The organism is Streptomyces sp. NPDC058619 (assembly GCF_042717785.1).
GTDB lineage: Bacteria > Actinomycetota > Actinomycetes > Streptomycetales > Streptomycetaceae > Streptomyces.
The window spans coordinates 24487-50139 of sequence record NZ_JBHXQN010000001.1; the positions used below are offsets into that span (position 1 = coordinate 24487).

The following is a 25653-nucleotide window of genomic DNA, read 5'->3' on the forward strand; positions in this document are numbered from 1 at the left end:
GCTACGCGCTCGCCGAGCGGTACTTGCGGACCGCGAGCGTCCGGAAGACCACGATGATCAGCACCGACCAGATCAGCGAGGCCCAGACCGGGTGGACCATGGGCCAGGCGTCGGACGGGGACACGCCGGGGTTGCCGAAGAGCACGCGGCATGCCTGCACGGTGGCGCTGAACGGGTTCCATTCGGCGATGGGCTGCAGCCAGCTCGCCATGTTCTCGGTGGGCACGAAGGCGTTGGAGATGAACGTGACGGGGAAGAGCCAGATCAGGCCGCCCGAGGTGGCCGCCTCCGGGGTCCGCACCGACAGGCCGATCAGCGCTCCGATCCAGGAGAAGGCGTACCCGAGCAGCAGCAGCAGGGCGAATCCGGCGAGGGCCTTGGGGATGCCCTCGTGGATGCGCCAGCCGACGAGGAGCGCCACGATCGCGAGGACCACCAGGGTCAGAGCGGTCTGTACGAGGTCGGCGAGGGTCCGGCCGGTGAGGACCGCGCCGCGGGCCATCGGCAGCGAGCGGAAGCGGTCGATGAGGCCCTTGTGCATGTCGTCCGCGATGCCGGCGCCCGCGCCGGCCGTGGCGAAGGTGACGGTCTGCGCGAAGATGCCGGCCATCAGGAAGTTCCGGTAGTCGACGGCGCTGGTCGACCCGCCGATCATCATCGAGCCGCCGAACACGTAGCTGAACAGCACGACGAACATGATCGGCTGGATCAGTCCGAAGATGACCATCTCGGGGATGCGGGACATCCGGATGAGGTTTCGCTTGGCGATCACGAGGGAGTCGTTGGCGCTCTGGACGAGGCCGCCGCGCGGGCGGGGCGCCGCGAGCTCCCTGCTCGGGGAGGCGCTCGGGGTCGGGGAGGTGAGGGTCACTTCGCCGTCTCCTTCCGGGCCGCCGTGCGGCCCTGGGCGGCCGGCGCGTCCGACGCGCCCGCGGGGCCGCCGTCCTCCCCGGTGTCCCGTTCGGCCGCGTGACCGGTCAGGGAGATGAACACGTCGTCGAGGGTGGGGCGGCGCAGGCCGATGTCGTCGATCTCGATGCCCCTGCCGTCGAGTTCGCGGATGACCTCGGCGAGCAGCTTGGCGCCGCCGGAGACCGGCACCGTCAGCTTGCGGGTGTGCTCCTCGACGGTGGTCTCGCCCTTGCCGAACCCGGCGAGGACCTCGCGGGCCGTGCCGATGTGCTGCCGGTCGTGGACGACGACCTCCACGCGCTCGCCGCCGGTACGGGCCTTGAGCTCGTCGGAGGTGCCGCGGGCGATCACCTTGCCGTGGTCGACCACGCAGATGTCGTGGGCGAGGTGGTCGGCCTCCTCCAGGTACTGGGTGGTGAGCAGGAGGGTGGTGCCGCCGGCGACCAGTTCCTGGATGATCCCCCACAGCTGCTGGCGGTTGCGCGGGTCGAGTCCGGTGGTCGGCTCGTCCATGAACATCACGGGCGGGCTGACGACGAGGGCGGCCGCGAGGTCGAGGCGCCGGCGCATGCCGCCGGAGTACGTCTTGGCGGTGCGGTCGGCGGCGTCGGCGAGGTTGAAGCGCTCCAGCAGTTCGGCGGCCCGGGCCTTCGCCGCCCTGGCCTTCATCTGGTAGAGCTGCCCGACCATCTGGAGGTTCTCGCGGCCCGTGAGGTACTCGTCGACGGCGGCGAACTGGCCGGAGAGGCCGATCGCCCGCCGGACCTCGTTGGGGTGCTTGAGGACGTCGATCCCGGCAACGACGGCCTTGCCGCTGTCGGGCTGCAGGAGGGTGGTGAGGACGCGCACGGCCGTGGTCTTGCCCGCGCCGTTGGGGCCGAGCAGACCCAGTACGGTGCCTTCCGGGACATCGAGGTCCACGCCGTCCAGAGCCCGCACGTCACCGAAGGTCTTGACCAGTCCTTCGGCGTATATGGCGCCTGGCATAGGGATGCTCCCAGTGCGAATCGGGTGTTCGAATCGGGTTTTTCCTAGGCAAATCCTAGGGGTGCCGGGCGCGGGCCGCCCGGTGTTTCGGGGGATCCGGACGCGGCCGGGGCCGTACCGTCCGGGCGGACCCTATCGCGTCATATCGCGTACGGCCACGCCTTTTCCCAACCCGCTTCCCCGCGCGCTGCCCCGCCCGCTCCCCGCCCGCTCCCCTAGCCCGCTTCCCCGCCCGGCTCCTCACCCGTTCCGGGCGGGGTCAGCCCATCACCTTGTACCCCGCGCCGTGCAGCGCCCGGGCGACCTCCGCGCAGTGCTCCGGGCCCTTCGTCTCCAGGTGCAGCTCCACCTCCACCTCGGTGAGCCCAAGCCTCGGGTCGGTCCGTACGTGGCTCACGTCCAGCACGTTCGCGTCGGACCCCGACAGCACGCCCAGCAGCCCGGCCAGGGCCCCCGGCCGGTCGGTCACGCGCAACCGCAGCGACAGGTAGCGGCCCGCCGCCGCCATGCCGTGGCGCAGGATCCGCTGGAGCAGCAGCGGGTCCACGTTGCCGCCGGACAGGACCGCCACCACCGGTCCGCCGCCGTACCGTTCCGGCTCGCTCAGCAGCGCGGCGACCGGGCTGCACCCCGCCGGCTCCACCACGAGCTTGGCCCGCTCCAGGCAGAGCAGCAGGGCGCTGGAGAGCGCGTCCTCGGAGACCGTCCGCACGTCGTCGAGGAGTTCGCCGATGATCTTGAAGGGAACGTCGCCGGGGCGGCCGACCCTGATGCCGTCCGCCATCGTGCTGGGGGCGTCGATCGACACCGGGTGCCCGACCTTGAGCGAGGGCGGGTACGCCGCCGCCCCGGCCGCCTGCACCCCGATGACCCGTACGTCCGGCCGCAGCGCCTTCACCGCGACCGCGATGCCGGCGGCGAGGCCGCCGCCGCCGATCCCGACGAGGATCGTGCGCACCTCGGGGCACTGCTCCAGGATCTCCAGGCCCACCGTGCCCTGGCCCGCGATGATGTCGCGGTGGTCGAAGGGGTGGATGAACACGGCCCCGGTTCGGTCCGCGTACTCCTGTGCGGCGGCCAGGGTCTCGTCCACCACCTCGCCGTACATGCGCACCTCGGCGCCGTACTCCTGGGTCGCGGCCACCTTCGGCAGCGGCGCCCCGACCGGCATGAACACCGTCGAGCGGACCCCGAGCAGGGAGGAGGCCAGCGCCACGCCCTGCGCGTGGTTGCCCGCGCTGGCCGCCACGACGCCGGCCGCGCGCTGCTCGGGGCGCAGGCCCGCGATGCGCACGTACGCCCCGCGCAGCTTGAAGGAGCCGGTCCGCTGGAGGTTCTCGCACTTGAGGTGGACCGGGGACCCGGTGAGCGCGGAGAGATGCCGGCTGCCCTCCATCGCGGTGACCCGCGAGACGCCGGACAGCATCTTCTGCGCCCCCCGGATGTCGTCGAGGATGACCTGGGGGACGGGCTGGGGCACGCGGTAGTTCATGCCGCCAGTCTCGCAGCCCCCGACCGGCCCGGCTCGGGACGCCAACCGCTGAGACGCGGGCCGGATCCACCCCGGGCACGGACCGCCGCCAGAGGCGATATCCCGCCATCCGGGACGGGCGCGGAGCGGGCACGCGCACGGGCCGCACGAGTTCTCGTACGAGGCGTACGAGGCGCCGTACGGCCGCGTACTCTGTCCCCCAACCTTGTCGGACCACGCGAAGAGAGCCCACGGCCATGCCTTCCACCCCGGCCAATTCCGACCTGCCCGTGGCGGCCGAAGCGCCCGCCGGAGGCGGTCTCCTCGACGCGCTCCAGCACCAGGTGGCGGTCTTCGCGCGCCGCGCCGAGCAGACCCGTCTGGGCGGCGTCGGCCAGGCGCGCAACTCGATGGACCGCGCCGCGTACCTGTTGCTGAACCGGCTCGACCTGGAGGGCCCGATGGGCGTCAAGGCGCTCGCCGGCGGGATGGGCATCGACTCCTCGACCGTCACCCGGCAGGTCGCGCCGCTGGTCGACAGCGGCCTGGTCAAGCGGACCTCGCACCCCGAGGACGGGCGGGCCGTGGTGCTGGCGCTTTCCGCGCGCGGGCTGACGCGGCTGGAGGAGGTCCGCTCCTCGCGGCGCGAGTTGATGGCGCGCGTGACGGAGGGCTGGAGCGAGGACGAGCGCGAGTCCTTCACCGGGCTGCTGACCCGGTTCAACCTGTCCCTGTCGGAGCTGATGGCGGCCGTGTCGGACGCCGGCCCGGCGTCCTGAACGGCCCGGTGCGTCCGACCTCTTGACCGGGGCGGTCCCGGTGCCCGCACTATGTCGCTATGCGGGCGGTGGACCACCGGGCAGGCCCCTACGCGGAGTTCGAGGCCTTCGTCGCGGGCGCGGCGGGGCGGCTCCTGCACGTCGCGATCCTGCTGACCGGCGACGCCGAGTCGGCCCGGCGGCTGCTGGCGGGCGCGCTGGCCCGTACGTACGCGGACTGGCGCCGGCTGCGCGGGGACGACCCGTACGACTTCACCCGCCAGGAGCTGTGCGCCGCCTTCGCCCGCACGGGCTGGCGCCACCACGGCGGCACGGGCCTGCTGGCCCGGCTGAGCCCGCTGGAGCGGCTCGTGCTCGTGCTGCGGGTGTACGAGGGGGTCGCCGACGAGGTCGCGGCGGCGCAGCTGGGGCTGCCGGTGGAACGGGTCCGGGTGCTGTGCAACCGGGCGGTGGCCGTGATGCGGTCCCGGGAGGCGGCGTGAGCGGGTTCCCGGACCGGAAGGAAGCCGAGGTCAGGCAGGCGCTGGAGGCCCCGTACCCGGTGGTGCCGGCCGGTCTGGCGGCGGGCGCGGCGGCCCGCGGCCACCGGATCAGGCGGCGGCGGCGGGCGCTGCAACGGCTCGGCTGGGCCCTGCTCCTCGCGGCGGCGGCGGCCTTCACGGTCTGGGCCTCCCTGACCCGCCCCTGGACGGTCCCCCCGAGCGGCATCTCCCCACCCCTGGAAGGCTGGTGACCCGATCCGGCGGCCCACCCCCCCTGCCGGGGCAATCCATCCCGGCCGGGGAAAATCCAGCCCCGCCGGCGTTTGAGGCCCGGGGTCCGGGGCGGAGCCCCGGCAACGGCACCTCCAGCCCCGCCGGCGTTTGAGGCGCGGGGTCCGGGGCGGAGCCCCGGCAACGGCGCGGCACGCACCGCCGCACAGGGGGCCACCGCGCAGCGGGACCGGCGGAGGGCACCGGCACGAACACCGGCAGCCCCCCCGCCGGGGGCACGGCTAGCCCAGCGCCTGCACCAGGTCCGCCACGAGGTCATCGGCGTTCTCGATGCCCACCGACAGCCGCACCAGGTCCGCCGGCACCTCCAGCGCCGAACCCGCCACCGACGCGTGCGTCATCCGGCCCGGGTGCTCGATCAGCGACTCGACGCCGCCCAGCGACTCGCCCAGCGTGAACAGCTTCGCGCGGTTGCAGACCTCGACCGCCGCCTCCTCGCCGCCGGCGACCCGGAAGGAGATCATCCCGCCGAAGTTCCGCATCTGCTTGGCGGCGACCTCGTGGCCCGGGTGCTCGGGCAGGCCCGGGTAGAGGACCTGGGTGACCTTGGGGTGGCGGGTCAGCATCTCGACGACCTTGCCCGCGTTCTCGGCGTGCCGGTCCATGCGGACGGCCAGCGTCTTGATGCCGCGCAGCACGATCCACGAGTCGAAGGGGCCGGCCACCGCGCCCATGGCGTTCTGGTGGTAGGCGAGCTCCTCGCCGAGCGCCGCGTCGGCGGTGACCAGGGCGCCGCCGACCACGTCGGAGTGTCCGCCCATGTATTTGGTCAGCGAGTGCACGACGACGTCGGCGCCCAGGGCCAGCGGCTGCTGGAGGTAGGGCGAGGCGAAGGTGTTGTCGACGACCAGCTTGGCACCGGCCGTACGCGCGATGTCCGCGACCACGGAGATGTCGGTGATCCCGAGCAGCGGGTTGGAGGGGGTCTCGACCCAGATGACCTTGGTCTTCGGGGTCAGGGCCGCCCGCACCGAGTCCGGGTCGGAGGTGTCGGCCACCGACCACTCCACGCCCCAGCGGGAGACGACCTTCGCGAAGAGGCGAAAGGTTCCGCCGTACGCGTCGTTCGGGATGACCACGTGGTCGCCCGGGGAGAGCAGCGTACGGAGCAGGCAGTCCTCGGCGGCGAGCCCGGACGCGAAGGCGAGGCCGCGCCGGCCGCCTTCGAGCGCCGCGAGGTTCTCCTCCAGCGCGGTGCGGGTCGGGTTGCCGCTGCGGCTGTACTCGTAGCCGCCGCGCAGTCCGCCGACGCCGTCCTGCTTGTACGTGGATACCTGGTAGATCGGTGGTACGACCGCACCGGTCAGGGGGTCCGCCGTATTGCCCGCATGGATGGCGCGGGTCTCGAAGCTCTGGTGCTCGTGGCTGTGGTCGCTCATGGTCCGATGCTATGCCCCGCCCGGGGGCGCCCCCTCTATTGGCCTGTGCACCCCCCGGTCTGGTTCGCTTGGGACATGGAGATTTTGTGGTTGCTGTTCTCGATCGGCCTGCTCGTGGCCATCGTCGGCCCGTACATACGGCGCAAGCGCGGCGGCATCCGCCTGGCCGCGCCCGGCAGCCCCGACGCCGCCGACCCCGAGAACTACGGGTTCGCGCGGCAGGAGCAGCTCGACATCCGCGTGCCCGGGCCCGACCAGGACCTGATGGACGCCCTCGGCAACGTGCAGCGCAGCGGAACGTGGCAGGCGGCCTCGGGGCTGCTGGCCGGCACCCCGAAGGAGGGCGAGCGGCGCTGGCAGCGCGTGCAGGCCTTCGGCGGCGCGGCGGCGCTGGAGCTCGTACAGCAGCCGGGGGCGGGCGCGCAGTGGCTGAAGGCCTGGCGGCTGGAGGCGGAGAAGGACGCGGGCGGCGCGCAGGTGCACGCCGAGCTGCTGGTGCAGCAGGCGTGGCGGCACTCGGGCGGGGTCGGTTCCGAGGACCACCGCATCATCCTGGAAGAGGCGCGGGAGGCCTGCCGCAAGGCGGCGCTGCTGGCGCCGGGCGACCCGGTCCCGTACATCACGGAGCTGGCGATCGCGCGCGGACTGGCCTACCCGGAGGCGGAGTTCGACGCGCTGTGGGCGAAGGTCATCGACCGCGCGCCGGACCACATGGGCGCGCACATCGCGGCGCTGCACTACTGGGGCGAGAAGTGGCACGGCTCGCGGGAGACGGCCGACGCGTTCTCGCACGCGGCCGCGGCTCGCGCCCCGAAGGGCTCGCTGCTGGCGGCGCTGCCGCTGTTCGCGCTGTACGAGAACCTGCCGGACGTGGTCCTGGTCGGGAGCTTCTGGCAGAGCGCGGTCGTGACGCGGGCGGTGGAGGGCGCGCTGTACGCGGTGCACACGGCGCGGCAGGACGACCCGATGCTGGCGCACGTGCGGCACCTGCTGCTGTCGTTCCTGGTCAGCATGGAGCGCTGGGCGGAGGCGATGGAGCAGGTGCGGCACGTGGACGGGTACGTGGGCGCGCTGCCGTGGTCGGCGACGCCCGACCCGGCGGCGTCGTACGCGGTGCACCGCGCCCTGGCCGTGGCGGGCTACGAGGCGAACGGCGGCTCCCCGGCGACCCTGCCGCGCTGACCGGTCTACCGGGACGGGTCCGGGGCTGTGCGGGGCGGTTCCCCGGCATGCCCCGTCCCGTCCCGATCCGTCCCCCCACCAGCACAAACCCCTGGTCAATAGAGTTGCCGTACGTCACCACCGGGCCGCATGATGCGGCGGTGATCTTCCTGCGGAACCGGCCCGGCGGCACCCCCGCCACCCGATGGGCACGCACCCGGTTCGGCCCCTCCTGCGGGGCCGCCCCGTGGAACACCGACCGGGCGGGCCCGGTCGCGGCCTTCGCCCCCGCACGGGGCCTCGCGGCGCACGGCGCGCGCAGGGCCGCCCCGGCCCGCGCCTGACACCGCGCGCACCGGGCCGGACCGCCCGGCGCACACGCGCACGCACGCACTCGCGCGTGCACTCGAATCTCGAAGAACCGCACCAATTCCATCCCGTGGGGGGATCTGTCCATATGGGCGCTTCACTGCGCGCCTTGCGCGCCCTCGTCCTGCTCGCCGGCTTCTACCTGCTCGGCGTCATCCTGCTGGCCGCCCTCGCGGCCGCCGACTACGCGATCATCTCCTCGGGCCACGGCGGCCCGGTCGCGCTCAAGGTCTTCATCGTCTCCGTCGTGCTCGCGATCCCGATCGTGCGCGGCATGTTCATGCTGCGCACCCCCAAGGGCGAGCCGCCGGCCGGCGTTCCCGTCACCGAGGCCGCGGAACCCGCCCTGTGGCAGGCCGTCCGCGAGGTCGCCCGGGAGGTCGGCACCCGCGCCCCCGACGAGATCGTGCTGATCGGCGACGTCAACGCCGCCGTCGGCGAGGACTCCCGGCTGCTGGGGCTGCGGCCCGGCACCCGCCGCCTGTACCTCGGCATGCCCCTGATGACCGGCCTGGACGAGATGCAGCTGCGCGCCGTCCTCGCCCACGAGATGGGCCACTACGCCAACCTCGACACCCGCCTCACCCCGCTGATCGCCCGCGGCCGCGCCCAGCTGATCCGCACCATCGGGCACTTCCACGAGCGGGCCGACGCCAAGGTCGCCAAGGAGCGCGCGAAGCAGGAGAAGCGGGCCGGCAAGCGCATCGCCAAGGGCAAGAACGCCAAGGCGGTCGACACCACCGGCGACGGCGCGATGTACCGCGCCATGGCCAAGATCTACAAGGCGTACGGAGCGTTCTACCTGCGCGTCACCCGTTCCTCCGCGCGCCGCCAGGAGCTCGCCGCCGACCTCGCCTCGGTGCGGGTCGCCGGCCGCGACTCCGCCGCGTCCGCCCTGCGCGAGGTGAACGCCCTGGGCCCGGCCCACTCGTTCTACATGGACTCGTACGCCACCCTCGGCGTCGGCGCCGGGGCGCTGCCCCCCGTCGGCGAGGTCTTCGGCGGACTGCGCCGGCTCCTCGACGCCCGCTCCGGCGACCTCGACGAGATGCGCCGCGACCTGTCGGACGAGCCCACCTCCCCGTACGACTCCCACCCCCCGCTCGCCGAGCGCGTCGCCCGGATCGAGGCCCTGCCGGACGACGGCCGCGCCGGCCGGTCCGCCCGCCCCGCGCTGGAGCTGCTGTCCGACGCGGACGCGTCGCTGGCCGCGCTGGAGCAGGCCGTCCTGACCCCGCAGGCCCTCGCACTGAAGCGGCTGGACTGGGAGGACCTCGTCAACGAGTCCATGACCGTGTACGTCGGCCAGGGCGCGGACGACATCCGCGAGGCCGCGGCCGCCGAAGGCGCGGGCCCCGGGCTCGCCGCCCTGCTGGACGCGATCGACGCCGACCAGGCGGTGCGCTGGCGCATCGCCGACCGCTTCCCGAAGTCGGAGCAGGCGGCGGCCGCCACCGGCCGAACGGCCCGCGAGTTCGCCCGCCCGGTGCTGCGGCGGGCCCTGAACCAGCTGGTCACCGCCGAGCTCACGGCGCGCGGCGCCGCCCGCTGGCAGCTGTCCTGGTCCGACTCGGCCACCCTGCTCTACCCGGCCGACGGCTTCGAGGACCAGCTCCCCCCGGCGCTGGACGCGGCCGTCGCCGACCAGCCCGACACCGAACCCCTGCGAAAGCTGGTGCTTGCCCCGTGATCGGCCTCATCATCCTCGGCGTCCTGCTGCTGGGCGGCGCGTACAAGTTCTTCCGCGCGGCCCGGCAGCGCCGCAAGCACGGGAACGGCGGCGGCGGATCCGCCGCCGCGGCCGTCGCGGCGGGCTTCGTCCCCGGCGACCGGCTGGACACGGACCACCGGGCCCCGGTGTCCGCCGACCAGACGGCGGCCGTGGACGCCGCGAAGGCGGGCGACTGGGAGTCCTCTGCGGCCTGGATCGAGGCGGCCGGCAAGGACTGGGACGAGCGCGTCCGGCGGGTCCAGGTCCTGTCGGAGCTCGCGGCGCAGGAGGACGACTGGCTGCTGGCCTGGCGCAAGGCCCGGCCCGGCGACGCGACGGCGGCGACGGTGCACGCGGACGCGTCCGTACAGGTGGCCTGGAACGTCCGGGGCTCGCTGGGCGCGCGGCACACGACGCAGGAGCAGTTCCGCGTCTTCCACCAGCTGATCGCGAAGGCACAGGAGGCCGCGCACGAGGCCCAGCGCGTCGCCGACCCGGCGGACCCGGTCCCGTACATGGTCGAGCAGCCGATCGCCATGGCGCTGGGGTACTCGCACGAGCGGTACCGGGAGCTGTGGGCCGAGATCGTGGAGCGCGACCCGAAGGTGCTGGCGGCGCACGTGGGCGCCCTCCAGTACTGGTGCGCCAAGTGGCGCGGCTCCCACGAGGAGGCGCTGGCCTTCGCCCGGGCGTCGGCGGCCGCGGGCGGGCCGGGCGACCTGCTGTCGCTGCTGCCGCTGTACGCGTACCTGGAGCGCGAGATGTCCGAGGACGACGCGGACCCGGACGTCTTCTACAAGCAGCCGGAGATCGTCGCGGCGGCCGACGCGGCGCTGGCCGACGTGGCGGCGGTCCGGCCGGACGACCAGCGGTCCGGGCGGCTGCGGCACATGCTGGCGTGGGTCCTGTACTGGCAGGACCGCTACCCGGAGGCGGTGGAGCAGTTCCGGGTGATCGACGGGTACATCGGCGCGACGCCGTGGACGTACTCCTCCGACAGCCGGGGCCGCTACCTGCAGGCGCGGGACTTCAGCGTGCGGAAGGCGACGCAGGGAGCGTGACGGCGGCCTGGCGGCCTGACGGCGGTGTGACGGCGGCCTGACCGGCGCGGGCCGCGGGCACGCGCCGGGGAGCGGGCGGGGCCGGGAGCGGGCCGGGGAGCGGGCGGGGCCGGGAGCGGGCCGGGGAGCGGGCGGGGCCGGGAGCGGGCCGGGAATCCCGGCCCGCCCCCGGCCGTTGACACTGGCAACAAGGAGGGAATCCATGTTCTCGTACCGCCGCACGCCCGAGCTCCCCACCCGCGAGGAGGCCCTCACGGGCCGCCCGGAGCCGCTGTTCGCCGTCCCCGACCGCCACACCGTCCTCGGCAACCCGCTCTCCGGGCCCTACCCCGCCGGCCTGGAGGTCGCCGACTTCGGGCTGGGCTGCTTCTGGGGCGCGGAGCGCAAGTTCTGGCAGACCCCGGGGGTGTGGACCACGCTCGCCGGATACCAGGGCGGCTTCACCGAGAACCCCACGTACGAGGAGGTCTGCTCGGGCCGCACGGGCCACACGGAGGTCGTCCGGGTGGTCTTCGACCCCTCTGCCGTCTCCTACGAGGCGCTCCTGAGGCTGTTCTGGGAGTCCCACGATCCCACCCAGGGCTTCCGCCAGGGCAACGACGTCGGCACCCAGTACCGCTCCGCCGTCTACACCCACTCCCCCGCCCATCAGGCGGCGGCCGAGGCCTCCCGCACGGCCTACCAGCAGGTCCTGACGGCCTCGGGCCACGGCCAGATCTCCACGGCGGTCCTCCCCGCGTCGGAGCGCCCCTTCTGGCCTGCGGAGGCGGGACACCAGCAGTACCTGGACAAGAACCCCGGCGGCTACTGCGGCATCGGCGGCACGGGCGTCTCCTGCCCGATCGGCGTGACCGGCGCCCCGTAAGCCGCGGACAGGCCCCGGTTCCCGCGCCCCACCCGTTCGGGTGGGGCGCGGGCGTTCCGCCGGGTACGCCGGCGCCGGGGTGCGGGATCTCGCTCATGGGAGCAACCGTGACCACCACCTCCGCCGCCGGGCAGCCGCTGGTCCCGCAGCCACCGGCCACCCGTGACCGCGTTGCGGCAGGCCGTCGCGCAGATCGCCCCCGCGGCTCTGCCCGCATTCACCCGAGAGCTGGATCAGGCGGCCGACCAGGCCCGGCAAGGGGCGGACCTCGGCCCGCTGCAGGGTTTCACCGCCCAGTGGGCGGCGTACGTCCACATCCAGCGCCAGCCGCGCCTGGCCGGTGAGCTCCGCCGTTGGGAGGGGGCGGCGGCGACCGGCGACGCAGCGCAGGCCCTGCGCGCCACCTCCGTGATCGGCAGGATCCTGGACGAGGCGCACACCGCGCTCACCGGCGTCCGCCCGTGAGCAACGGCTGGCGCTGGGAGTACCCGAACAGCCCGCGCGACGAACGACCCGACACCCGACGGCCCCACGGCAAACGGCCCGGCCGCCGCGCGCCCGGACCGTCACCCGCTCCCGCGCGACGCGCCGCGCGCGTCCCGCGGCGCCGGCCCTCAGATGGTCGAGGTGTCGATCACGAAGCGGTAGCGCACGTCGCTCGCCACGACCCGGTCGTACGCCTCGTTGATCTGGTCGCCGCCGATCAGCTCGATCTCCGCCCCCAGCCCGTGCTCGGCGCAGAAGTCCAGCATCTCCTGCGTCTCGGCGATGCCGCCGATCATCGACCCGGCGAGGGTCTTGCGGCCGCCGATGACGGAGAACAGGTTCAGCGACACCGGCTCCTCCGGGGCGCCGACGTTCACGAACGCCCCGTCGACCTTCAGCAGCGCCAGGTAGGCGTCGAGGGGGAGCGGCGCGGAGACGGTGGAGACGATCAGGTCGAAGCTCCCGGCCAGCTTCTCGAAGGTGGTCTCGTCGCTGCTGGCGTAGTAGTGCGAGGCGCCCAGCCTCAGCCCGTCGTCCTTCTTGCGCAGGGACTGCGACAGCACGGTGACCTCGGCGCCCAGCGCGTTCGCGATCTTCACGCCCATGTGGCCGAGACCGCCGAGGCCGACGATGGCGACCTTCTTGCCGGGACCGGCGCCCCAGTGCTTCAGCGGCGAGTACAGGGTGATGCCGGCGCACAGCAGCGGGGCGGCGACGTCGAGGGCGATGCCCTCCGGGATCCGGAGGGTGTAGTTCTCGTCGACGACGATGTGCGTGGAGTAGCCGCCGTAGGTGGGCTCGCCGTTCTTGTCGAGGGCGTTGTACGTGCCGGTCATGCCCTTGACGCAGTACTGCTCCTGGCCGCGCAGGCAGTATTCGCACGCGCGGCAGGAGTCGACGAAGCAGCCGACGCCGACGCGGTCGCCCACCGCGTGCCGGGTCACGCCCGGACCGACCTCGGCGACGACGCCGGCGATCTCGTGGCCGGGGACCATCGGGAAGATCGCCTCGCCCCAGCCCTCGCGGGCCTGGTGGATGTCGGAGTGGCAGATGCCGGCGTACTTGATGTCGATGAGGACGTCGTGTTCGCCGACCGGGCGGCGCGGGACGGTGGTGCGCTCCAGCGGGGCCTTGGCGGCGGGGGCCGCGTAGGCGGAGACCTGGGTGACGGACATGGTGGGGCTCCTCAGCGGTGACGCGGGGGGTGTGCGGTGCGGCGCCGACGCGCCGTGCGTACCGGTGGCGGCGCCCGCTCGTACCGGGGCGGCGTCTGCGCCGCGGTACGCGTTCCAGCGTGCCCCGCCCGGCCGCCCTCACCCAGCCCCCTGCCCTGCCTAGGACTGCCGGACCTACCACTGGCGGGGTCAGGCTGGGGCCCGCGCCCGGGCCGCAGCGCGGAGATACTGACGGTATGGACCAGCTTGATCAGCGAGCCGAACTCGGCGAGTTCCTGCGCTCCCGCCGGGCCCGTCTGCGCCCCGAGGACGTGGGCCTGCCCGACTACGGGCGCCACCGGCGCGTCCCCGGGCTGCGCCGGGAGGAGCTGGCCCAGCTGGCGGGGGTGTCGGTCGCGTACTACACGCGGCTGGAGCAGGGCAACGGGCACAACGTGTCGGCGGAGGTGCTGGACGCCATCGCGCGGGCCCTGAGGCTCGACGACACGGAGTACACGCACCTGACCCACCTGGCCCGCCCCCGGACCCGCAAGCAGCGCAGCCGGGCGCACCGCCCACAGCAGGTGCGGCCCGAACTGCGCACGCTGATGGACGCGATGGACGGCGTACCGGCGTACCTGGTGGGGCGGCGGCAGGACGTCATCGCCTGGAACCGGCTGGCCGCGGCGGTCTTCGGGGACTTCGGGGCGCTACCCGCGCAGGAGCGGAACCTGGTGCGGCTGGTGTTCCTCGACGCGGCGACGGCGGAGCTGTACGCGGACTGGGAGTGCCGGGCCTGCGAGGTGGTGAGCAACCTGCGGACGTACGCGGGCCGGCACCCCGAGGACGAGCAGCTCTCCGCGCTGGTCGGTGAGCTGTCGGTGAAGAACGAGGAGTTCCGGCAGCTGTGGGCGGCGCACACGGTCGCCGCGGACAAGACCCACGGGGTGAAGCAGCTGCGGCATCCGCTGGTGGGCGAGCTGAGCCTGGCGTTCGAGACCCTGCGGCTGCCCGACGACGCGGAGCAGGCACTGGTGCTCTTCCACCCGGCGCCCGGCTCCCCGTCGTCCGACGCCCTGCGGATGCTGTCGTCGTGGTCGACGCCGTCGGCCGCCCCGGAGCCCTCCCCCGCCCCGCCGCAGGCCCGCACCCAGAGCTAGGTGTACTGCCCTGTGAGGTCGCCGTACGCCCGCCTGGGCCCGGGCGGGGCCCTGCGGCTGGACGGCCGGACGGGCGCCCCGGTGAACGTACGCAAGAAGCGGACGGCGGGGCCCGGTCGGGCCCCGCCGTCCGCCGGGGTTCTCTGATGCGTACCGGGAGGTCAGGCGGCCGCGCCGGCCTTCCACTCGGCCCAGCCCATGTTCCAGCCGTTGAGGCCGTTGTCGGGCTTGATGGTCTTGTCCGGGGAGTTGACCACGGTGACCACGTCGCCGATCAGCGAGTTGTCGAAGAACCAGGCGCCGGGCTGGTTCGGGTCGTTGGCGCCCTTGGCGTCGTTCAGGCCGACACAGCCGTGGCTGGTGTTGACGCTGCCGAAGATCGAGTCCGATCCCCAGTAGTTGCCGTGGATGAAGGTGCCGGAGTTCGACAGCCGCATCGCGTGCGGGACGTCCTTGATGTCGTACTCGCCCTTGCCGTCGTCGTCCGTGAAGCCGACGGTGGCGCCGTTCATCCGGGTTTCCTTGAACTTCTCGGAGATCACCATCTGGCCGTTGTACGTCGGGTTCTCCGGGGAGCCCGCCGAGATCGGGATGGTCTTGAGGACCGCGCCGTCCCGGGTGACCGTCATCTTCTTCGTCTTCGCGTCGACCGTGGAGACCTGGCTGCGGCCGATCTTGAAGGTGACGGTCTTGCTCTGGACGCCCTGGACTCCGGGAGCGCCCTGGACGCCCTCCAGCGCCAGCTTCAGCGTGACGGTGGAGTTCGCCTGCCAGTACTGCTCCGGGCGGAAGTCGAGGCGCTGCGACCCGAACCAGTGGCCGACGACCTCCTGGCCGCTGCTGGAGCTGACGTTGATGGCGGCCTGGACGGCCTTCTGGTCCTTGATCGGCTTGTTGAAGGTGATCGAGACCGGCATGCCCACGCCGACGGTCTGGCCCTCGTCCGGGATGAACGAGCCGACGAAGCTGTTCTCCGGGGAGATGGTCGTGAAGGAGGCGTTCTCGTGCGCCTCGCGCCCGTCGGCGTCCTTCGCGGTCGCCGCGAGGGCGTACTTCGTGGAGCGCTTCAGGGCGCCGTCGGGCTTCCAGCTCTTGCCGTCGGCAGCGATCTTGCCCGCCACGGCCGCGCCCTCGGAGCTCTTCAGCTCCACCTTCGTCAGGGTGCCGTCGGTAACGGCCACGTTGGTGGCGTCGTTGAGGCCGACGTTGGTGGCGCCGTCCTTGGGAGTGATGGTTATTCGGGCCTTGGAGGCGTCCTTGGCTGCCGCCGCGTCGACGTCCGCCTGGGACTTGCTGGTCTCGCTCGCGCTCGGCTTGTCACCGCCCCCGTCGCTGCAGGCCGAGAGCATCAGTACGCCGCCGAGCACGGCGGATACGGCCACCAGGGACCTTCTCCGCCGCTTGCTGTCCGTCCTCAACACGTCACTCCATCGTCGCCGGATACCCCGCGGCTGCCGTCGCGGGGTTGGCCGGGCAGGGGGCACAGCCCCCTGCCTCGTCCCTGACAACGCGTTAACGTCGGAGTTCGGTTCCACCATCCGTTGGGATGTGGGCAACCCCACGGTCAGGCGTTGTCGGTTTCTTGGTCGAAGTCCCCATCTTCCTCGTCCAGGTCCCACTCCATGGACTCGGGGTCGTATTCGACGGGCTCGCTGCTCCAGGAGGCCTGGGCGAGCTCCACCCCGGGGATGTCCACGACCAGGTCGGTGGGGTCGACGAGGTACGCGAGGGCCTCCGACTCGTCCTCGCGGACGGCGGACTCGGCGTGGCCGCGCTCCTCGTCCGGCATGAACTCGTCGGCCTTGATGTGCGCGAGGGCGGCTCCGGTGAGTGCATCCGGATCGGGCACCTCCAGTACCAAATCAACCCGAAGCCGTACGTAACGTGATGTCTCAGAAGGTTCCATACGACGGAGAGTAAGCCCGGGGAACCCCCGGCTTTCCCACGACCCGCCCCTTTCCGTAGCATCACCGCACACGGCCAATTCGCTGCTGCCACAAGGGGGATCGCACCGTGTCCGCACGCCGACCGCTGCTCACCGCTCTCGGAGCGACCACCCTGCTCGCCGCCCTGTGGTTCGTGCCCTCGGCGGGTGCCACCGCGCCGGGTCCCGGCACGGGCCGTTCCGGTGCGCCCGACGCCGCGAACGGCTCGGGTCCCGCCGCCACGGCGACGACCGGAACCATCACGGGCGGGGCCGTCCCGCACGCGGCCGGGAAGCCCGCGCCGCTCCTGCTCGCGGACACCGGCTCCGTGGACACCACCCCGTACCTGCTGGGCGGCACCGCCTGCCTGGGCCTCGGGGCGGGGTTCGTGGTCTTCTCGGTACGCCGCTCCCGGACGCCCTAGACCCGGGGCCTGCGGGCACGGGGGCGCCGACCCCGGAAACGGAAACGGAAGGGGCCGCCCCGTCAGGAGGCGGCCCCTTCCGCTGCGCGTCGCCGGCCGGGTCAGGCCAGCGGGCCCGTCACCGGTTCCACGGCGGCGAGGAGCGCACCCGTACGGATGAACGCGTCGGCGGCGGCCAGGTCAGGGGCGAGGAAACGATCCGGCCCGGGACCCTGCACGCCCGCCGCCCGGGCGGCGGCGATCGCGGCGCGGCTGGCCGGGGCCGGGGTGAGCCCGTGGCGCAGCTCGATGGCGCGGGTGGCCGCGTACAGCTCGATCGCGATGATCCGGGTCAGGCTGTCGATGGCGGTACGGAGCTTGCGCGCCGCCGACCACCCCATGGAGACGTGGTCCTCCTGCATGGCGGAGGAGGGGATGGAGTCGGCGGAGGCCGGGACCGCGAGCCGCTTCATCTCGCTGACCAGGGCGGCCTGCGTGTACTGGGCGATCATCAGACCGGAGTCCACGCCGGCGTCGTCCGCGAGGAACGGCGGCAGGCCGTGGCTGCGGTTCTTGTCGAGCAGCCGGTCGGTGCGGCGCTCGGCGATGGAGCCGAGGTCGGCGGCGGCGATGGCGAGGAAGTCCAGTACGTAGGCGACGGGGGCGCCGTGGAAGTTGCCGTTGGACTCCACGCGCCCGTCGGGCAGGACCACCGGGTTGTCGACCGCGGCGGCCAGCTCGCGAGAGGCCACGAGGGCGGCGTGCGCCATGGTGTCGCGGCCCGCGCCGGCCACCTGGGGGGCGCAGCGCACGGAGTAGGCGTCCTGGACGCGCGGGGCGGACTCCTCCTGGAAGTGCCCGGTGAGCCCGGAGCCCTCCAGCACGGCGGCCATGTTCGCCGCGGACGCGCCCTGGCCGGGGTGCGGGCGGATGGCGTGCAGCTCGGGCGCGAGGACCTTCTCGGTGCCGAGCAGCGCCTCCAGGGTGAGCGCGGCGGTGATGTCTGCGGAGGTGTACAGCTTGCCGAGGTCGGCAAGGGCCATCACCAGCATGCCGAGCATGCCGTCGGTGCCGTTGAGGAGGGCCAGGCCCTCCTTCTCGCGGAGCTCGACGGGCTCGATGCCGGCCTCGGCGAGCAGCTCGCCGGCGGGGCGGACGGTCCCGTCCGGGCCCTCCGCGTCGCCCTCGCCCATGAGCGCGAGCGCGCAGTGGGAGAGGGGCGCGAGGTCGCCGGAGCAGCCGAGGGAGCCGTACTCGTGGACGACGGGGGTGATGCCCGCGTTCAGCACGTCGGCCATGGTCTGGGCGACGGAGGGGCGGACTCCGGTGTATCCGGAGGCGACCGTCTTCAGCCGCAGGAACATCAGGGCGCGGACGACCTCCCGCTCGACGCGCGGGCCCATGCCGGCGGCGTGCGAGCGGACGATGTTGCGCTGGAGCTGGGCGCGCAGCTCGGGGCTGATGTGCCGGGAGGCGAGGGCGCCGAACCCGGTGGACACCCCGTAGACGGGCTCGGGCTTGGCGGCGAGGGCGTCGACGATCTCGCGGGCGCGGGCGAGCGCGTCGAGCGCCTCGCCGGACAGCTCGATCCGGGCGTTGCCGCGGGCGACGGCGATGACGTCCTCGGCGGTGACCCCGGACGTCCCCACCACGACAGTGTGCATATCCATATTCAGCACCCTACGGACTGAATCCCTTCATGTCACTAGCGGCGCCTACGAGGGCCCCTTGCGCGGCGCGGGCACCCGCCGCGGGGGCCGCCGACGGGGCGCTCCCCACGGCGTGCCGCCCGGCCGGACGGCTCGACGGGAGTGCTCCGCCCGGGCGGGTGATCCGGCGGGGGCGGGCGACCCGGCGGGGCGGGGGCGGCGCGGGGGGCGGGGACGTCGCGGGCGCGGGAGGCGGCAGCGGCGCGGGCGGCGCGGACCCCCCGGGGGGCCGCACTCCCGCCTACGGGGCCCGGGGGTCACTCGCGGCCGCGGAAGCGGCGGCGGTCGCCGGGCCCTTGCGGCGGGGCGTCCGCGAGGCGGACCACGGCCGTGTCCCGGCCCGCGACCACCGGTTTCGGGGAGCGCGCGGCCTTCGCCTTGTACTGGGCCGCGTCCGCCAGCCGGAACAGCCGCCGGGAGGACTTCACCAGCCCGATCGGATCCCCGGTGGAGGCCACCCCGCAGGCCACGCCCTCGCCCAGCTCCAGCTCGGCCGCCCGGGCGCACAGCTCCTCGGTGACCCGGACCACCTCGTCCGCCGTCGGACCCACGCTCACCAGGCAGAACTCGTCCCCGCCCAGCCGCGCCACCAGCGCACCCGGCAGCATGGCCCCGCACAGGCTCAGCACCGACCCGAACCGCTCCAGCAGCCGGTCGCCCATCGCGTGGCCCAGGGTGTCGTTGACCTTCTTGAGCCCGTTGAGGTCGCAGACGGCCAGGCTCACCACCGCCCCGGTGCGCCGGTGCTCCTCCAGCGCCTCGTCGAGCCGCATGTCCACGGCCCGCCGGTTGGCGAGCCCGGTCAGCGGGTCGGTGAAGGCGAGGCGCCGGGCCTCCGCCAGCCGTTCGTTCTGCGCGAGCCCCGCCGCGACCACCGCCGCCAGTACGGTCGCGAACTCCGCGTCGTCCTCGCCGAAGTCCGGGAGGCCCTCGTCCCGGGCCACGTACAGCTCCCCCCAGGCCCGCCCGCTGAGCACGATCGGCGCGACCACGCACGTACCGCGCCCGCGACGGCGCAGGGCCTCCCCGCGCCGTCCGGGGCGGTTGCCCACGGCGCTCTCGACCCAGGCGTGCGGCCCGCCACCCCCGGCCCAGCGCTCGTGCAGGAACTCGGCGATCTCGGGGAAGTCGTGCACGGGGTAGGACTCGTCCTCGGGGAACTCCTCCTCGCCGGCCCGCCGCTCCCCCTCGTTCACGAGCACCCGCAGGCGGCCCCGCTCCCGCTCCCAGGCGGAGATCGCGGCGAACGACCCGTCCATCGCCACCCGCGCCCCCCGCGCGGCCGCTCGCACGCTGTCCTGCGGCGCGCACGCCGCGGCCATCGCCTGCGCGAGTCCCACCACGGCCCGCAGCCGTGCGTCAACGCCCATCACTCCAGGTTAGGGGGTTTGTCTGATTTAGTGACAATTCGGCGCGACGTTCCGCCACCCCAAGCCCCGGCAACACCAGCCCGGCCCCCGGCTCGGCCGACCGGCGCGCGGCCGCCGCCGAAGCCAGGGGCGCCGACGCCGGCGACCCCGGTCCGGTACGGCTCCGTCGGCCCGCCCCGCGCCCACCCCCGGCCCGCCGACGGCCCGGCCGCACCGGCATCAGGCGGCGCCACACGCCCGCCCCTGCGACCACCCGCGGGCCGGGCAACCGACCGGACCGCGCCGCGCCAGGCCGGACCGTGCGGCGACAACGGGCGGGCGCCGGCACGGCGCCGCTGCGCGACCCCTCGTACGGCCACCCGTACGTGCGACGGCGGGCCGGGCTACCGGCCGGGCGCCCCAAGCCGGCCATGCCTTGGCCGGGGCAGGGCAGGGCAGGGCAGGGGCTACTGCCCGGGCCAGTTCGGCTTCCGCTTCTCGTTGAACGCCGCCACGCCCTCCGCCCGGTCCCCCGAGAAGGCCACCGTGCGCCAGGCCGCGTCCTCGATCTCCAGACCGGCCTGGAGGTCCATCCCGTGCCCCAGCCGCAGCGCCCGCTTGGCCGCCCGCAGCCCCACCGGGGAGTTCGCCGCCATCCGGCCCGCCAGCGCCAGCGCCTCCGCCGTGTCCGTACCGGCCGCGACCACGGAGTCCACCAGCCCCAGGGACAGCGCCTCGGCGGCCTCGACCCGGCGCGCCGTGAAGATCAGCTCGGCGGCCCGGGCCGCGCCCACCCGGCGCGGCAGCAGCTGCGTGCCCCCGCCGCCGGGGATGACGCCCACGGACACCTCGGGCAGGCCGACCACCGCCGTGTCGTCGGCGACGATCACGTCACAGGCCAGCGCCAGCTCGAAACCGCCGCCCAGGGCGTAGCCGTGGACCGCCGCGATCGTGGGCATCGGCAGCTCCAGCACGCCCCCGTACGCCCCTCGCGTGGTCGGCCGCTGCCGTACCAGCTCGGCATCCGAGAGCGAGTTCCGCTCCTTGAGGTCCGCCCCGACGCAGAAGGCCCGCTCCGCGGCCGAGGAGACGACGACCACCCGCACGGAGGGATCGGCGGCGAGGCCGGCGCAGGCCGCCCCGATGGCGCGGGCCATCTCGGTCGAGACCGCGTTCATGGCCTTCGGGCGGTCCAGGACCAGCTCCACGACCCCGTCATCGCCGTGGCGGCGCACCGATACGAATTCCGACTCGACAGCCGACGGTTCCACTGGCACAGGCCCTCCCGGTTAACGAACGTTACCGAGGGATCCTAGGGGGTGTCGTCAAGCTCGCCCCTGCCCCGCGGCGCCCGGCCCGCACGCTCGCCGCGTTGTCGGATCACCCGGGTACATCCGGTACACGGGCGCCCCCCGCCTTGCGAGCGCACGCACCGGACACCGCGTGGCCCGCCCTCCGGGCGTACGGACCGACTGTGACGACACCCTCGGAGGCAACCCCGCACCGGACCGGGCCCACGCCCCACCGCCCCCACGTCCGGCCCCCCGCCCGCGCGGCGCCCCACCGCCCCCACCGCCCCGGGTCGCACCCGCCCCGCCCAGCAGCGCACACCGGCCGCCCGCAGCGCATCCGGCACCGGCTTGAAGCCCGCACAGCGCCCGGCACCCGCCCGACCGGCCGGCAGCCATGGCGCGCTCCCGCCGCACGGGCCCCACCGCACCGGCACCCGCCCGCACCCCGCGGCCGGGACGGCCTACGCCGAGCCCGCCCGCTTCCGCCGCGTCAGCGACCACGGTTCCACCACGCCGAGCCCGCGCACGGGCCGCTGCCACATCGGCTGGAGCGCGAAGCGGTACCCGCCGCCGCCCTCCTCCGACTCGGCTTCCTTCTCCGACACCGGTGCGGCCCCGGTCCGGCCCAGTTCCTCGGCCATCGCGCCGTCCACCAGCACCGCGTCCTTCGGCGCTATCGAGGTCAGCCTGCTCGCCAGGTTCACCGTGGTCCCGAAGACGTCACCCATCCGGGTCGTCACCGTGCCGAAGGCGATCCCGACCCGCAGCTCGGGCATCTGCGGGTCCGCCTCCATCGTCTCGATGAGCCGCAGCGCGATCTCCGCCGCCGTCGCCGCCTCATCGGCGCAGTACAGCACCTCGTCGCCCAGCGTCTTGATCAGCCGGCCGCCGTGCGCGGCCACCAGGTCCGCAGCCGTCGTCTCGAAGGCCTCGACCAGCTCGCCGAGCTCCTCCTCCTCCAGCCGCCGCGTCAGCCGGGTGAAGCCCACCAGGTCCGCGAAGCCCACCGCGAGGCGCCGGTCGACCATCTCCTCGTCGTCCGCCACCTGCACCACCCGCCCGGTCGCGGCCGCCAGCTGGCGGCGCCACACGTAGACGAGGAACTCCTCCAGCTCCGGCAGCAGCAGCTCGACCAGCGGGTACGTGACCTCCGTACGGGTCATCCCCGGCTCCGGCGGCTCCGTCAGCCCCTCCAGGAACGAGTCGATCTGCCATTCCGCCAGCCGTGCCGTGGTCTGCCCGGTGGACCGCGCCACCTGCACCGCCATCGGCTCGGACAGCAGTCCGGCCTCCACCAGGCCCGCGAGCCGGCGCAGCGCCAGTACGTCCGCCTCCGTCAGCGCCTTGGCCTGGCCGATGTCGGCGAAGCCCATGGCCCGCCAGAAGCGCGAGGCCAGCTCCATCGAGACACCGGCGCTGCGGGCGGCCTGGAAGGGGGTGTAGCGGCGCTCGGCGCCGAGGATCAGCTGCTCCAGCCGGATGGCGAGCGGATCCGCCGTCGGCTGCGCCGTGTAGTCGACCTCGTGGTGGGAGGTGTGCTGGTCACGCCCGATGGGGGTGCCGGGACCGGTCCCGGGCCCGTTGGAGGAGGCGCTGGGCGAAGGGTCGTCGACGGTCAAGGGCCGCCTCCTGTCCATTCCGTGCGCAATGCCCTGCCGAACCGGTTGATCACCACGAGCACTGGGATCGCCTAAACCATACGGCAGGTGTGCCGTAGCTCACTCCCCCTGCTCGTTCTTTGAGCACTCCCCCGCCCGCGCCCTGCCCGGCCGGGCCCCTGGGCCGTACGGGGGAAGCCGACGGAGACCCGCCCGGGACCGCGCGGACGGCGGGGAGGGGCGGGAACCGGGCGGGCGGGCGGGTGGGGGCGGCGCTCAGTGGACGGACCGCAGGTGGATCACGTCGCCCGCGCCGACCGCCTCGTGCCGGTCCTCGGCCGTACGGATCACCAGGCGGCCTTCGGCGTCCACCGCTTCGGCCGTTCCGGTGAGGGTGCGCCCGCCCGGGAGCTCCGCGCGCACGTGCCGGCCGAGGGTGGCGCAGCCCGCCGCGTAGGTCTCCTGGAGGCCGCTGGCGGCGGGGTCGCCGCCGGCCGCGCGCCAGTTCCCGTACCACTGCTCCAGGGAGCGCAGCACGGCCCGCAGCAGCGGGTCCCGGTCGGTCACGGACGCCTGGGCCAGGGCGAGGGACCCGGCGGCGGGCACCGGCAGCTCGTCCTCGGTGAGGGTGACGTTGAGCCCGATCCCGAGGACCACCCCGTCCACGACCCGCTCGGCGAGGATCCCGCCGGTCTTGCGCTCCTCGCCGTCCACGGTGACCAGCAGGTCGTTGGGCCACTTGAGGGCGGTGTCCACGCCCGCCGCCCGGGACAGCCCGGTCGCGGTGGCCACCCCCGCCAGCAGGGTCAGCCAGCCCCAGCGCTCCTGCGGCACCGCGTCGCCCGGCTTGAGCAGGACGGAGAAGAACAGGCCGGACCGGGGCGGCGCGACCCAGCTGCGGTCGAGCCGCCCGCGTCCGGCGGTCTGCTCCTCGGCGACGAGAACGGCCCCCTCGGGGAGCTTCGCGGCCCGGGCGGCGAGGTCGCTGTTGGTGGACCCGGTGGCGGGGACCACCTCAAGGGAGGTCCACAGCCCTCCCTCGGTGACGAGGGCCCGCTGCAGGCCCGCGGCGTTGAGCGGCGGCCGGTCCAGGCTCGACCAGCGTCCGGCGGAAGCTCCGGCTGATGCATCTGAAGGCGTCATGCAACCCAATGTAGGTGTGTCAAACGCCGCACTGCCGAGCGCCATGCCCGCCGATACGCTACGCACCAGTAGCCAGCAGTAGTCAATCAATTGACCAGGCCGTTGACACCACGCAGGGAGCCGCGACCCCGATGCCACAACCGTCAGAGCCGATCGACATGCACACCACCGCGGGCAAGATCGCGGATCTGCAGCGCCGCGTCGACGAAGCCACCCACGCCGGGTCCGCGCGGGCCGTGGAGAAGCAGCACGCCAAGGGGAAGCTGACGGCGCGTGAGCGGGTAGCCCTGCTGCTGGACGAGGGGTCCTTCGTCGAGCTCGACGAGTTCGCCCGGCACCGTTCCACCAACTTCGGGCTGGAGAAGACGCGGCCGTACGGCGACGGCGTCGTCACCGGCTACGGCACCGTGGACGGGCGGCCCGTCGCCGTGTTCTCGCAGGACTTCACCGTCTTCGGCGGGGCCCTGGGCGAGGTCTACGGCCAGAAGATCATGAAGGTCATGGACTTCGCGCTGAAGACCGGCTGTCCACTCGTCGGCATCAACGACTCCGGCGGCGCCCGCATCCAGGAGGGCGTCAGCGCGCTCGGCATGTACGGCGAGATCTTCCGCCGCAACGTGCACGCCTCCGGCGTGATCCCGCAGATCAGCCTCGTCGTCGGGCCGTGCGCCGGCGGCGCCGTGTACTCCCCCGCCATCACCGACTTCACGGTCATGGTCGACCAGACCTCGCACATGTTCATCACCGGCCCGGACGTCATCAAGACCGTCACCGGCGAGGACGTGGGCTTCGAGGAGCTGGGCGGCGCCCGGACGCACAACGCAACCTCCGGCGTGGCCCACCACATGGCCGGGGACGAGAAGGACGCGATCGAGTACGTCAAGTCGCTGCTCTCCTACCTGCCGTCGAACAACCTCTCCGAGGCCCCGGCCTTCCCCGAGGAGGCCGACACCGAGGTCTCGGACACCGACCGCGAGCTCGACGTCCTCATCCCGGACAGCGCGAACCAGCCGTACGACATGCACACCGTGATCGAGCACGTGCTGGACGACGCGGAGTTCCTGGAGACGCAGTCCCTGTTCGCCCCGAACATCCTCACCGGCTTCGGCCGGGTCGAGGGCCACCCGGTCGGCATCGTCGCCAACCAGCCGATGCAGTTCGCCGGCTGTCTGGACATCGACGCCTCCGAGAAGGCGGCCCGCTTCGTCCGGACCTGCGACGCGTTCAACGTCCCGGTGCTGACGTTCGTGGACGTACCGGGCTTCCTCCCGGGCACCGACCAGGAGTACAACGGGATCATCCGGCGCGGCGCGAAGCTGATCTACGCGTACGCCGAGGCCACCGTCCCCCTGATCACCGTCATCACCCGCAAGGCCTTCGGCGGCGCCTACGACGTCATGGGGTCCAAGCACCTCGGCGCGGACCTCAACCTGGCCTGGCCGACCGCCCAGATCGCCGTCATGGGCGCGCAGGGCGCGGTCAACATCCTGCACCGGCGGACCATCGCCGAGGCGGAGGCCGCCGGCGAGGGCGAGGAGACCCGGGCGCGGCTCATCACCGAGTACGAGGACGCGCTGCTCAACCCGTACTCGGCCGCCGAGCGCGGGTACGTCGACGCGGTGGTGATGCCGTCCGAGACGCGCGCACACGTGGTGAAGGGCCTGCGCCAGCTGCGCACCAAGCGGGAGTCCCTGCCGCCGAAGAAGCACGGCAACATCCCCCTCTAGACCGTCTGGACCGCGAGGAGCGCACAGTGGTGATCAAGGTCGTCAAGGGCAATCCGACCCCGGAGGAGCTGGCCGCCGCACTGGCGGTGGTCCGGGCGCGCGCGGCGGCGCTGGCGTCGGCGCCGTCGGACGCGCCGCGGGTGCCCGACGCGTGGTCCGCGCCGTCCCGGCTGGCGGCGCACCGGCTGCCGCAGCCGGGGCCGGCCGCGTGGGGCCGTACGTACTGGCCGGGCTAGCCC

24 protein-coding genes and 1 pseudogene are annotated in these 25653 nt (G+C 73.8%); 13 read left to right on the forward strand and 12 right to left on the reverse strand.

All coding sequences use genetic code 11. The annotated features are described in order from the left end of the window. Position 1: 1 nt before the first annotated feature. The 3 genes from ACFWTC_RS00130 to ilvA form a co-directional block, all read right to left on the reverse strand. On the reverse strand, positions 2-871 hold the full coding sequence (locus ACFWTC_RS00130; RefSeq protein ID WP_383920210.1) for an ABC transporter permease: 870 nt from the start codon (positions 869-871) through the stop codon (positions 2-4). Continuing rightward, a complete protein-coding gene (locus ACFWTC_RS00135) occupies positions 868-1899 on the reverse strand; it encodes an ATP-binding cassette domain-containing protein (protein ID WP_383920213.1) in 1032 nt (343 codons plus the stop codon). Before ACFWTC_RS00135 ends, ACFWTC_RS00130 begins: the two co-directional genes overlap by 4 nt. 259 nt (positions 1900-2158) lie before the next feature. Further along, positions 2159-3391, reverse strand: coding sequence for a threonine ammonia-lyase (gene ilvA / locus ACFWTC_RS00140; RefSeq protein ID WP_383920216.1), 1233 nt, complete (start codon positions 3389-3391; stop codon positions 2159-2161). A 236-nt stretch (positions 3392-3627) separates the two neighbouring features. Between ilvA and ACFWTC_RS00145 the strand changes: the two genes are divergently transcribed. From ACFWTC_RS00145 to ACFWTC_RS00155, 3 genes are read left to right on the forward strand one after another with little or no spacing between them, the layout of a single operon-like run. Then, the gene (locus ACFWTC_RS00145) at positions 3628-4149 is read left to right on the forward strand and encodes a MarR family winged helix-turn-helix transcriptional regulator (protein WP_384026026.1); all 522 of its coding nucleotides are present in this window, start codon (positions 3628-3630) and stop codon (positions 4147-4149) included. Positions 4150-4208: 59 nt separating this feature from the next. After that, positions 4209-4631 (forward strand): sigma factor-like helix-turn-helix DNA-binding protein, encoded by a 423-nt coding sequence (locus ACFWTC_RS00150; protein ID WP_383920221.1) that lies wholly within the window; start codon positions 4209-4211, stop codon positions 4629-4631. Further along, positions 4628-4882: a hypothetical protein gene (locus ACFWTC_RS00155; RefSeq protein ID WP_384026023.1), complete on the forward strand. Its 255-nt coding sequence runs from the start codon at positions 4628-4630 to the stop codon at positions 4880-4882. Before ACFWTC_RS00150 ends, ACFWTC_RS00155 begins: the two co-directional genes overlap by 4 nt. A gap of 261 nt (positions 4883-5143) precedes the next feature. Here the strand turns inward: ACFWTC_RS00155 and ACFWTC_RS00160 are convergent, their stop codons facing one another. Next, complete coding sequence (locus tag ACFWTC_RS00160) at positions 5144-6301, reverse strand: cystathionine gamma-synthase (RefSeq protein ID WP_383920227.1); 1158 nt, start codon at positions 6299-6301, stop codon at positions 5144-5146. Between the two features lie 75 nt (positions 6302-6376). Between ACFWTC_RS00160 and ACFWTC_RS00165 the strand changes: the two genes are divergently transcribed. The 6 genes and pseudogenes from ACFWTC_RS00165 (at position 6377) to ACFWTC_RS00190 (ending at position 11933) form a co-directional block, all read left to right on the forward strand. Further along, positions 6377-7483 carry a hypothetical protein gene (locus ACFWTC_RS00165; RefSeq protein ID WP_383920229.1) on the forward strand — a complete coding sequence of 369 codons (1107 nt, stop codon included), beginning with the start codon at positions 6377-6379 and terminating at the stop codon, positions 7481-7483. A 140-nt stretch (positions 7484-7623) separates the two neighbouring features. Beyond that, positions 7624-7806: a hypothetical protein gene (locus ACFWTC_RS00170; RefSeq protein ID WP_383920232.1), complete on the forward strand. Its 183-nt coding sequence runs from the start codon at positions 7624-7626 to the stop codon at positions 7804-7806. Between the two features lie 113 nt (positions 7807-7919). Beyond that, the gene (locus ACFWTC_RS00175; protein WP_383920235.1) at positions 7920-9521 is read left to right on the forward strand and encodes a M48 family metallopeptidase; all 1602 of its coding nucleotides are present in this window, start codon (positions 7920-7922) and stop codon (positions 9519-9521) included. After that, the gene (locus tag ACFWTC_RS00180; protein ID WP_383920238.1) at positions 9518-10603 is read left to right on the forward strand and encodes a hypothetical protein; all 1086 of its coding nucleotides are present in this window, start codon (positions 9518-9520) and stop codon (positions 10601-10603) included. Before ACFWTC_RS00175 ends, ACFWTC_RS00180 begins: the two co-directional genes overlap by 4 nt. A 202-nt stretch (positions 10604-10805) precedes the next feature. Then, positions 10806-11468, forward strand: a complete 663-nt coding sequence (msrA, locus tag ACFWTC_RS00185; RefSeq protein ID WP_383932243.1) for a peptide-methionine (S)-S-oxide reductase MsrA — start codon at positions 10806-10808, stop codon at positions 11466-11468. 95 nt (positions 11469-11563) lie between these two features. Beyond that, a pseudogene (locus ACFWTC_RS00190) lies at positions 11564-11933 on the forward strand (hypothetical protein). 149 nt (positions 11934-12082) lie between these two features. Here ACFWTC_RS00190 and ACFWTC_RS00195 read toward each other — a convergent pair. Continuing rightward, positions 12083-13129 (reverse strand): NAD(P)-dependent alcohol dehydrogenase, encoded by a 1047-nt coding sequence (locus ACFWTC_RS00195; RefSeq protein ID WP_384026020.1) that lies wholly within the window; start codon positions 13127-13129, stop codon positions 12083-12085. A 236-nt stretch (positions 13130-13365) separates the two neighbouring features. On the opposite strand from ACFWTC_RS00195, the gene ACFWTC_RS00200 reads away from it, so the two are divergent. Further along, positions 13366-14268 (forward strand): helix-turn-helix domain-containing protein, encoded by a 903-nt coding sequence (locus ACFWTC_RS00200; RefSeq protein ID WP_383932237.1) that lies wholly within the window; start codon positions 13366-13368, stop codon positions 14266-14268. 161 nt (positions 14269-14429) lie between these two features. Here the strand turns inward: ACFWTC_RS00200 and ACFWTC_RS00205 are convergent, their stop codons facing one another. Further along, positions 14430-15686, reverse strand: a complete 1257-nt coding sequence (locus ACFWTC_RS00205) for an Ig-like domain-containing protein (protein WP_383932235.1) — start codon at positions 15684-15686, stop codon at positions 14430-14432. A gap of 146 nt (positions 15687-15832) precedes the next feature. Continuing rightward, entirely contained in the window at positions 15833-16117 is a 285-nt protein-coding gene (locus tag ACFWTC_RS00210; protein ID WP_383932233.1) for a hypothetical protein, read from the reverse strand. 164 nt (positions 16118-16281) lie between these two features. Between ACFWTC_RS00210 and ACFWTC_RS00215 the strand changes: the two genes are divergently transcribed. Next, positions 16282-16617 (forward strand): hypothetical protein, encoded by a 336-nt coding sequence (locus ACFWTC_RS00215; protein ID WP_383932231.1) that lies wholly within the window; start codon positions 16282-16284, stop codon positions 16615-16617. Positions 16618-16718: 101 nt separating this feature from the next. Here ACFWTC_RS00215 and hutH read toward each other — a convergent pair whose 3' ends face one another. The 5 genes from hutH to ACFWTC_RS00240 all read right to left on the reverse strand — a co-directional run bounded on the left by hutH (position 16719) and on the right by ACFWTC_RS00240 (position 23687). Continuing rightward, positions 16719-18260 carry a histidine ammonia-lyase gene (gene hutH, locus ACFWTC_RS00220; protein WP_383932247.1) on the reverse strand — a complete coding sequence of 514 codons (1542 nt, stop codon included), beginning with the start codon at positions 18258-18260 and terminating at the stop codon, positions 16719-16721. Positions 18261-18562: 302 nt separating this feature from the next. Continuing rightward, positions 18563-19675 carry a diguanylate cyclase domain-containing protein gene (locus ACFWTC_RS00225; RefSeq protein WP_383932229.1) on the reverse strand — a complete coding sequence of 371 codons (1113 nt, stop codon included), beginning with the start codon at positions 19673-19675 and terminating at the stop codon, positions 18563-18565. A gap of 446 nt (positions 19676-20121) precedes the next feature. Next, positions 20122-20925, reverse strand: a complete 804-nt coding sequence (locus ACFWTC_RS00230; protein ID WP_383932245.1) for an enoyl-CoA hydratase/isomerase family protein — start codon at positions 20923-20925, stop codon at positions 20122-20124. A 482-nt stretch (positions 20926-21407) separates the two neighbouring features. Beyond that, positions 21408-22565 (reverse strand): adenylate/guanylate cyclase domain-containing protein, encoded by a 1158-nt coding sequence (locus tag ACFWTC_RS00235; RefSeq protein ID WP_383932227.1) that lies wholly within the window; start codon positions 22563-22565, stop codon positions 21408-21410. 255 nt (positions 22566-22820) lie between these two features. Further along, positions 22821-23687 carry a biotin--[acetyl-CoA-carboxylase] ligase gene (locus ACFWTC_RS00240; RefSeq protein WP_383932225.1) on the reverse strand — a complete coding sequence of 289 codons (867 nt, stop codon included), beginning with the start codon at positions 23685-23687 and terminating at the stop codon, positions 22821-22823. A gap of 131 nt (positions 23688-23818) precedes the next feature. On the opposite strand from ACFWTC_RS00240, the gene ACFWTC_RS00245 reads away from it, so the two are divergent. Beyond that, positions 23819-25414, forward strand: a complete 1596-nt coding sequence (locus ACFWTC_RS00245; RefSeq protein ID WP_384026015.1) for an acyl-CoA carboxylase subunit beta — start codon at positions 23819-23821, stop codon at positions 25412-25414. Between the two features lie 26 nt (positions 25415-25440). Beyond that, a complete protein-coding gene (locus tag ACFWTC_RS00250) occupies positions 25441-25650 on the forward strand; it encodes an acyl-CoA carboxylase epsilon subunit (protein ID WP_383932221.1) in 210 nt (69 codons plus the stop codon). Positions 25651-25653 lie beyond the last annotated feature (3 nt).

Coding starts and splice junctions, on each gene's coding strand:
- hutH (WP_383932247.1), bottom strand. CDS start 18,260: ATGCACACTGTCGTGGTGGGGACGTCCGGGGTCACCGCCGAGGACGTC.
- ACFWTC_RS00195 (WP_384026020.1), bottom strand. CDS start 13,129: ATGTCCGTCACCCAGGTCTCCGCCTACGCGGCCCCCGCCGCCAAGGCC.
- ACFWTC_RS00240 (WP_383932225.1), bottom strand. CDS start 23,687: ATGACGCCTTCAGATGCATCAGCCGGAGCTTCCGCCGGACGCTGGTCG.
- ACFWTC_RS00135 (WP_383920213.1), bottom strand. CDS start 1,899: ATGCCAGGCGCCATATACGCCGAAGGACTGGTCAAGACCTTCGGTGAC.
- ACFWTC_RS00150 (WP_383920221.1), top strand. CDS start 4,209: ATGCGGGCGGTGGACCACCGGGCAGGCCCCTACGCGGAGTTCGAGGCC.
- ACFWTC_RS00145 (WP_384026026.1), top strand. CDS start 3,628: ATGCCTTCCACCCCGGCCAATTCCGACCTGCCCGTGGCGGCCGAAGCG.
- ACFWTC_RS00160 (WP_383920227.1), bottom strand. CDS start 6,301: ATGAGCGACCACAGCCACGAGCACCAGAGCTTCGAGACCCGCGCCATC.
- msrA (WP_383932243.1), top strand. CDS start 10,806: ATGTTCTCGTACCGCCGCACGCCCGAGCTCCCCACCCGCGAGGAGGCC.
- ACFWTC_RS00175 (WP_383920235.1), top strand. CDS start 7,920: ATGGGCGCTTCACTGCGCGCCTTGCGCGCCCTCGTCCTGCTCGCCGGC.
- ACFWTC_RS00200 (WP_383932237.1), top strand. CDS start 13,366: ATGGACCAGCTTGATCAGCGAGCCGAACTCGGCGAGTTCCTGCGCTCC.
- ACFWTC_RS00165 (WP_383920229.1), top strand. CDS start 6,377: ATGGAGATTTTGTGGTTGCTGTTCTCGATCGGCCTGCTCGTGGCCATC.
- ilvA (WP_383920216.1), bottom strand. CDS start 3,391: ATGAACTACCGCGTGCCCCAGCCCGTCCCCCAGGTCATCCTCGACGAC.
- ACFWTC_RS00245 (WP_384026015.1), top strand. CDS start 23,819: ATGCCACAACCGTCAGAGCCGATCGACATGCACACCACCGCGGGCAAG.
- ACFWTC_RS00225 (WP_383932229.1), bottom strand. CDS start 19,675: ATGGGCGTTGACGCACGGCTGCGGGCCGTGGTGGGACTCGCGCAGGCG.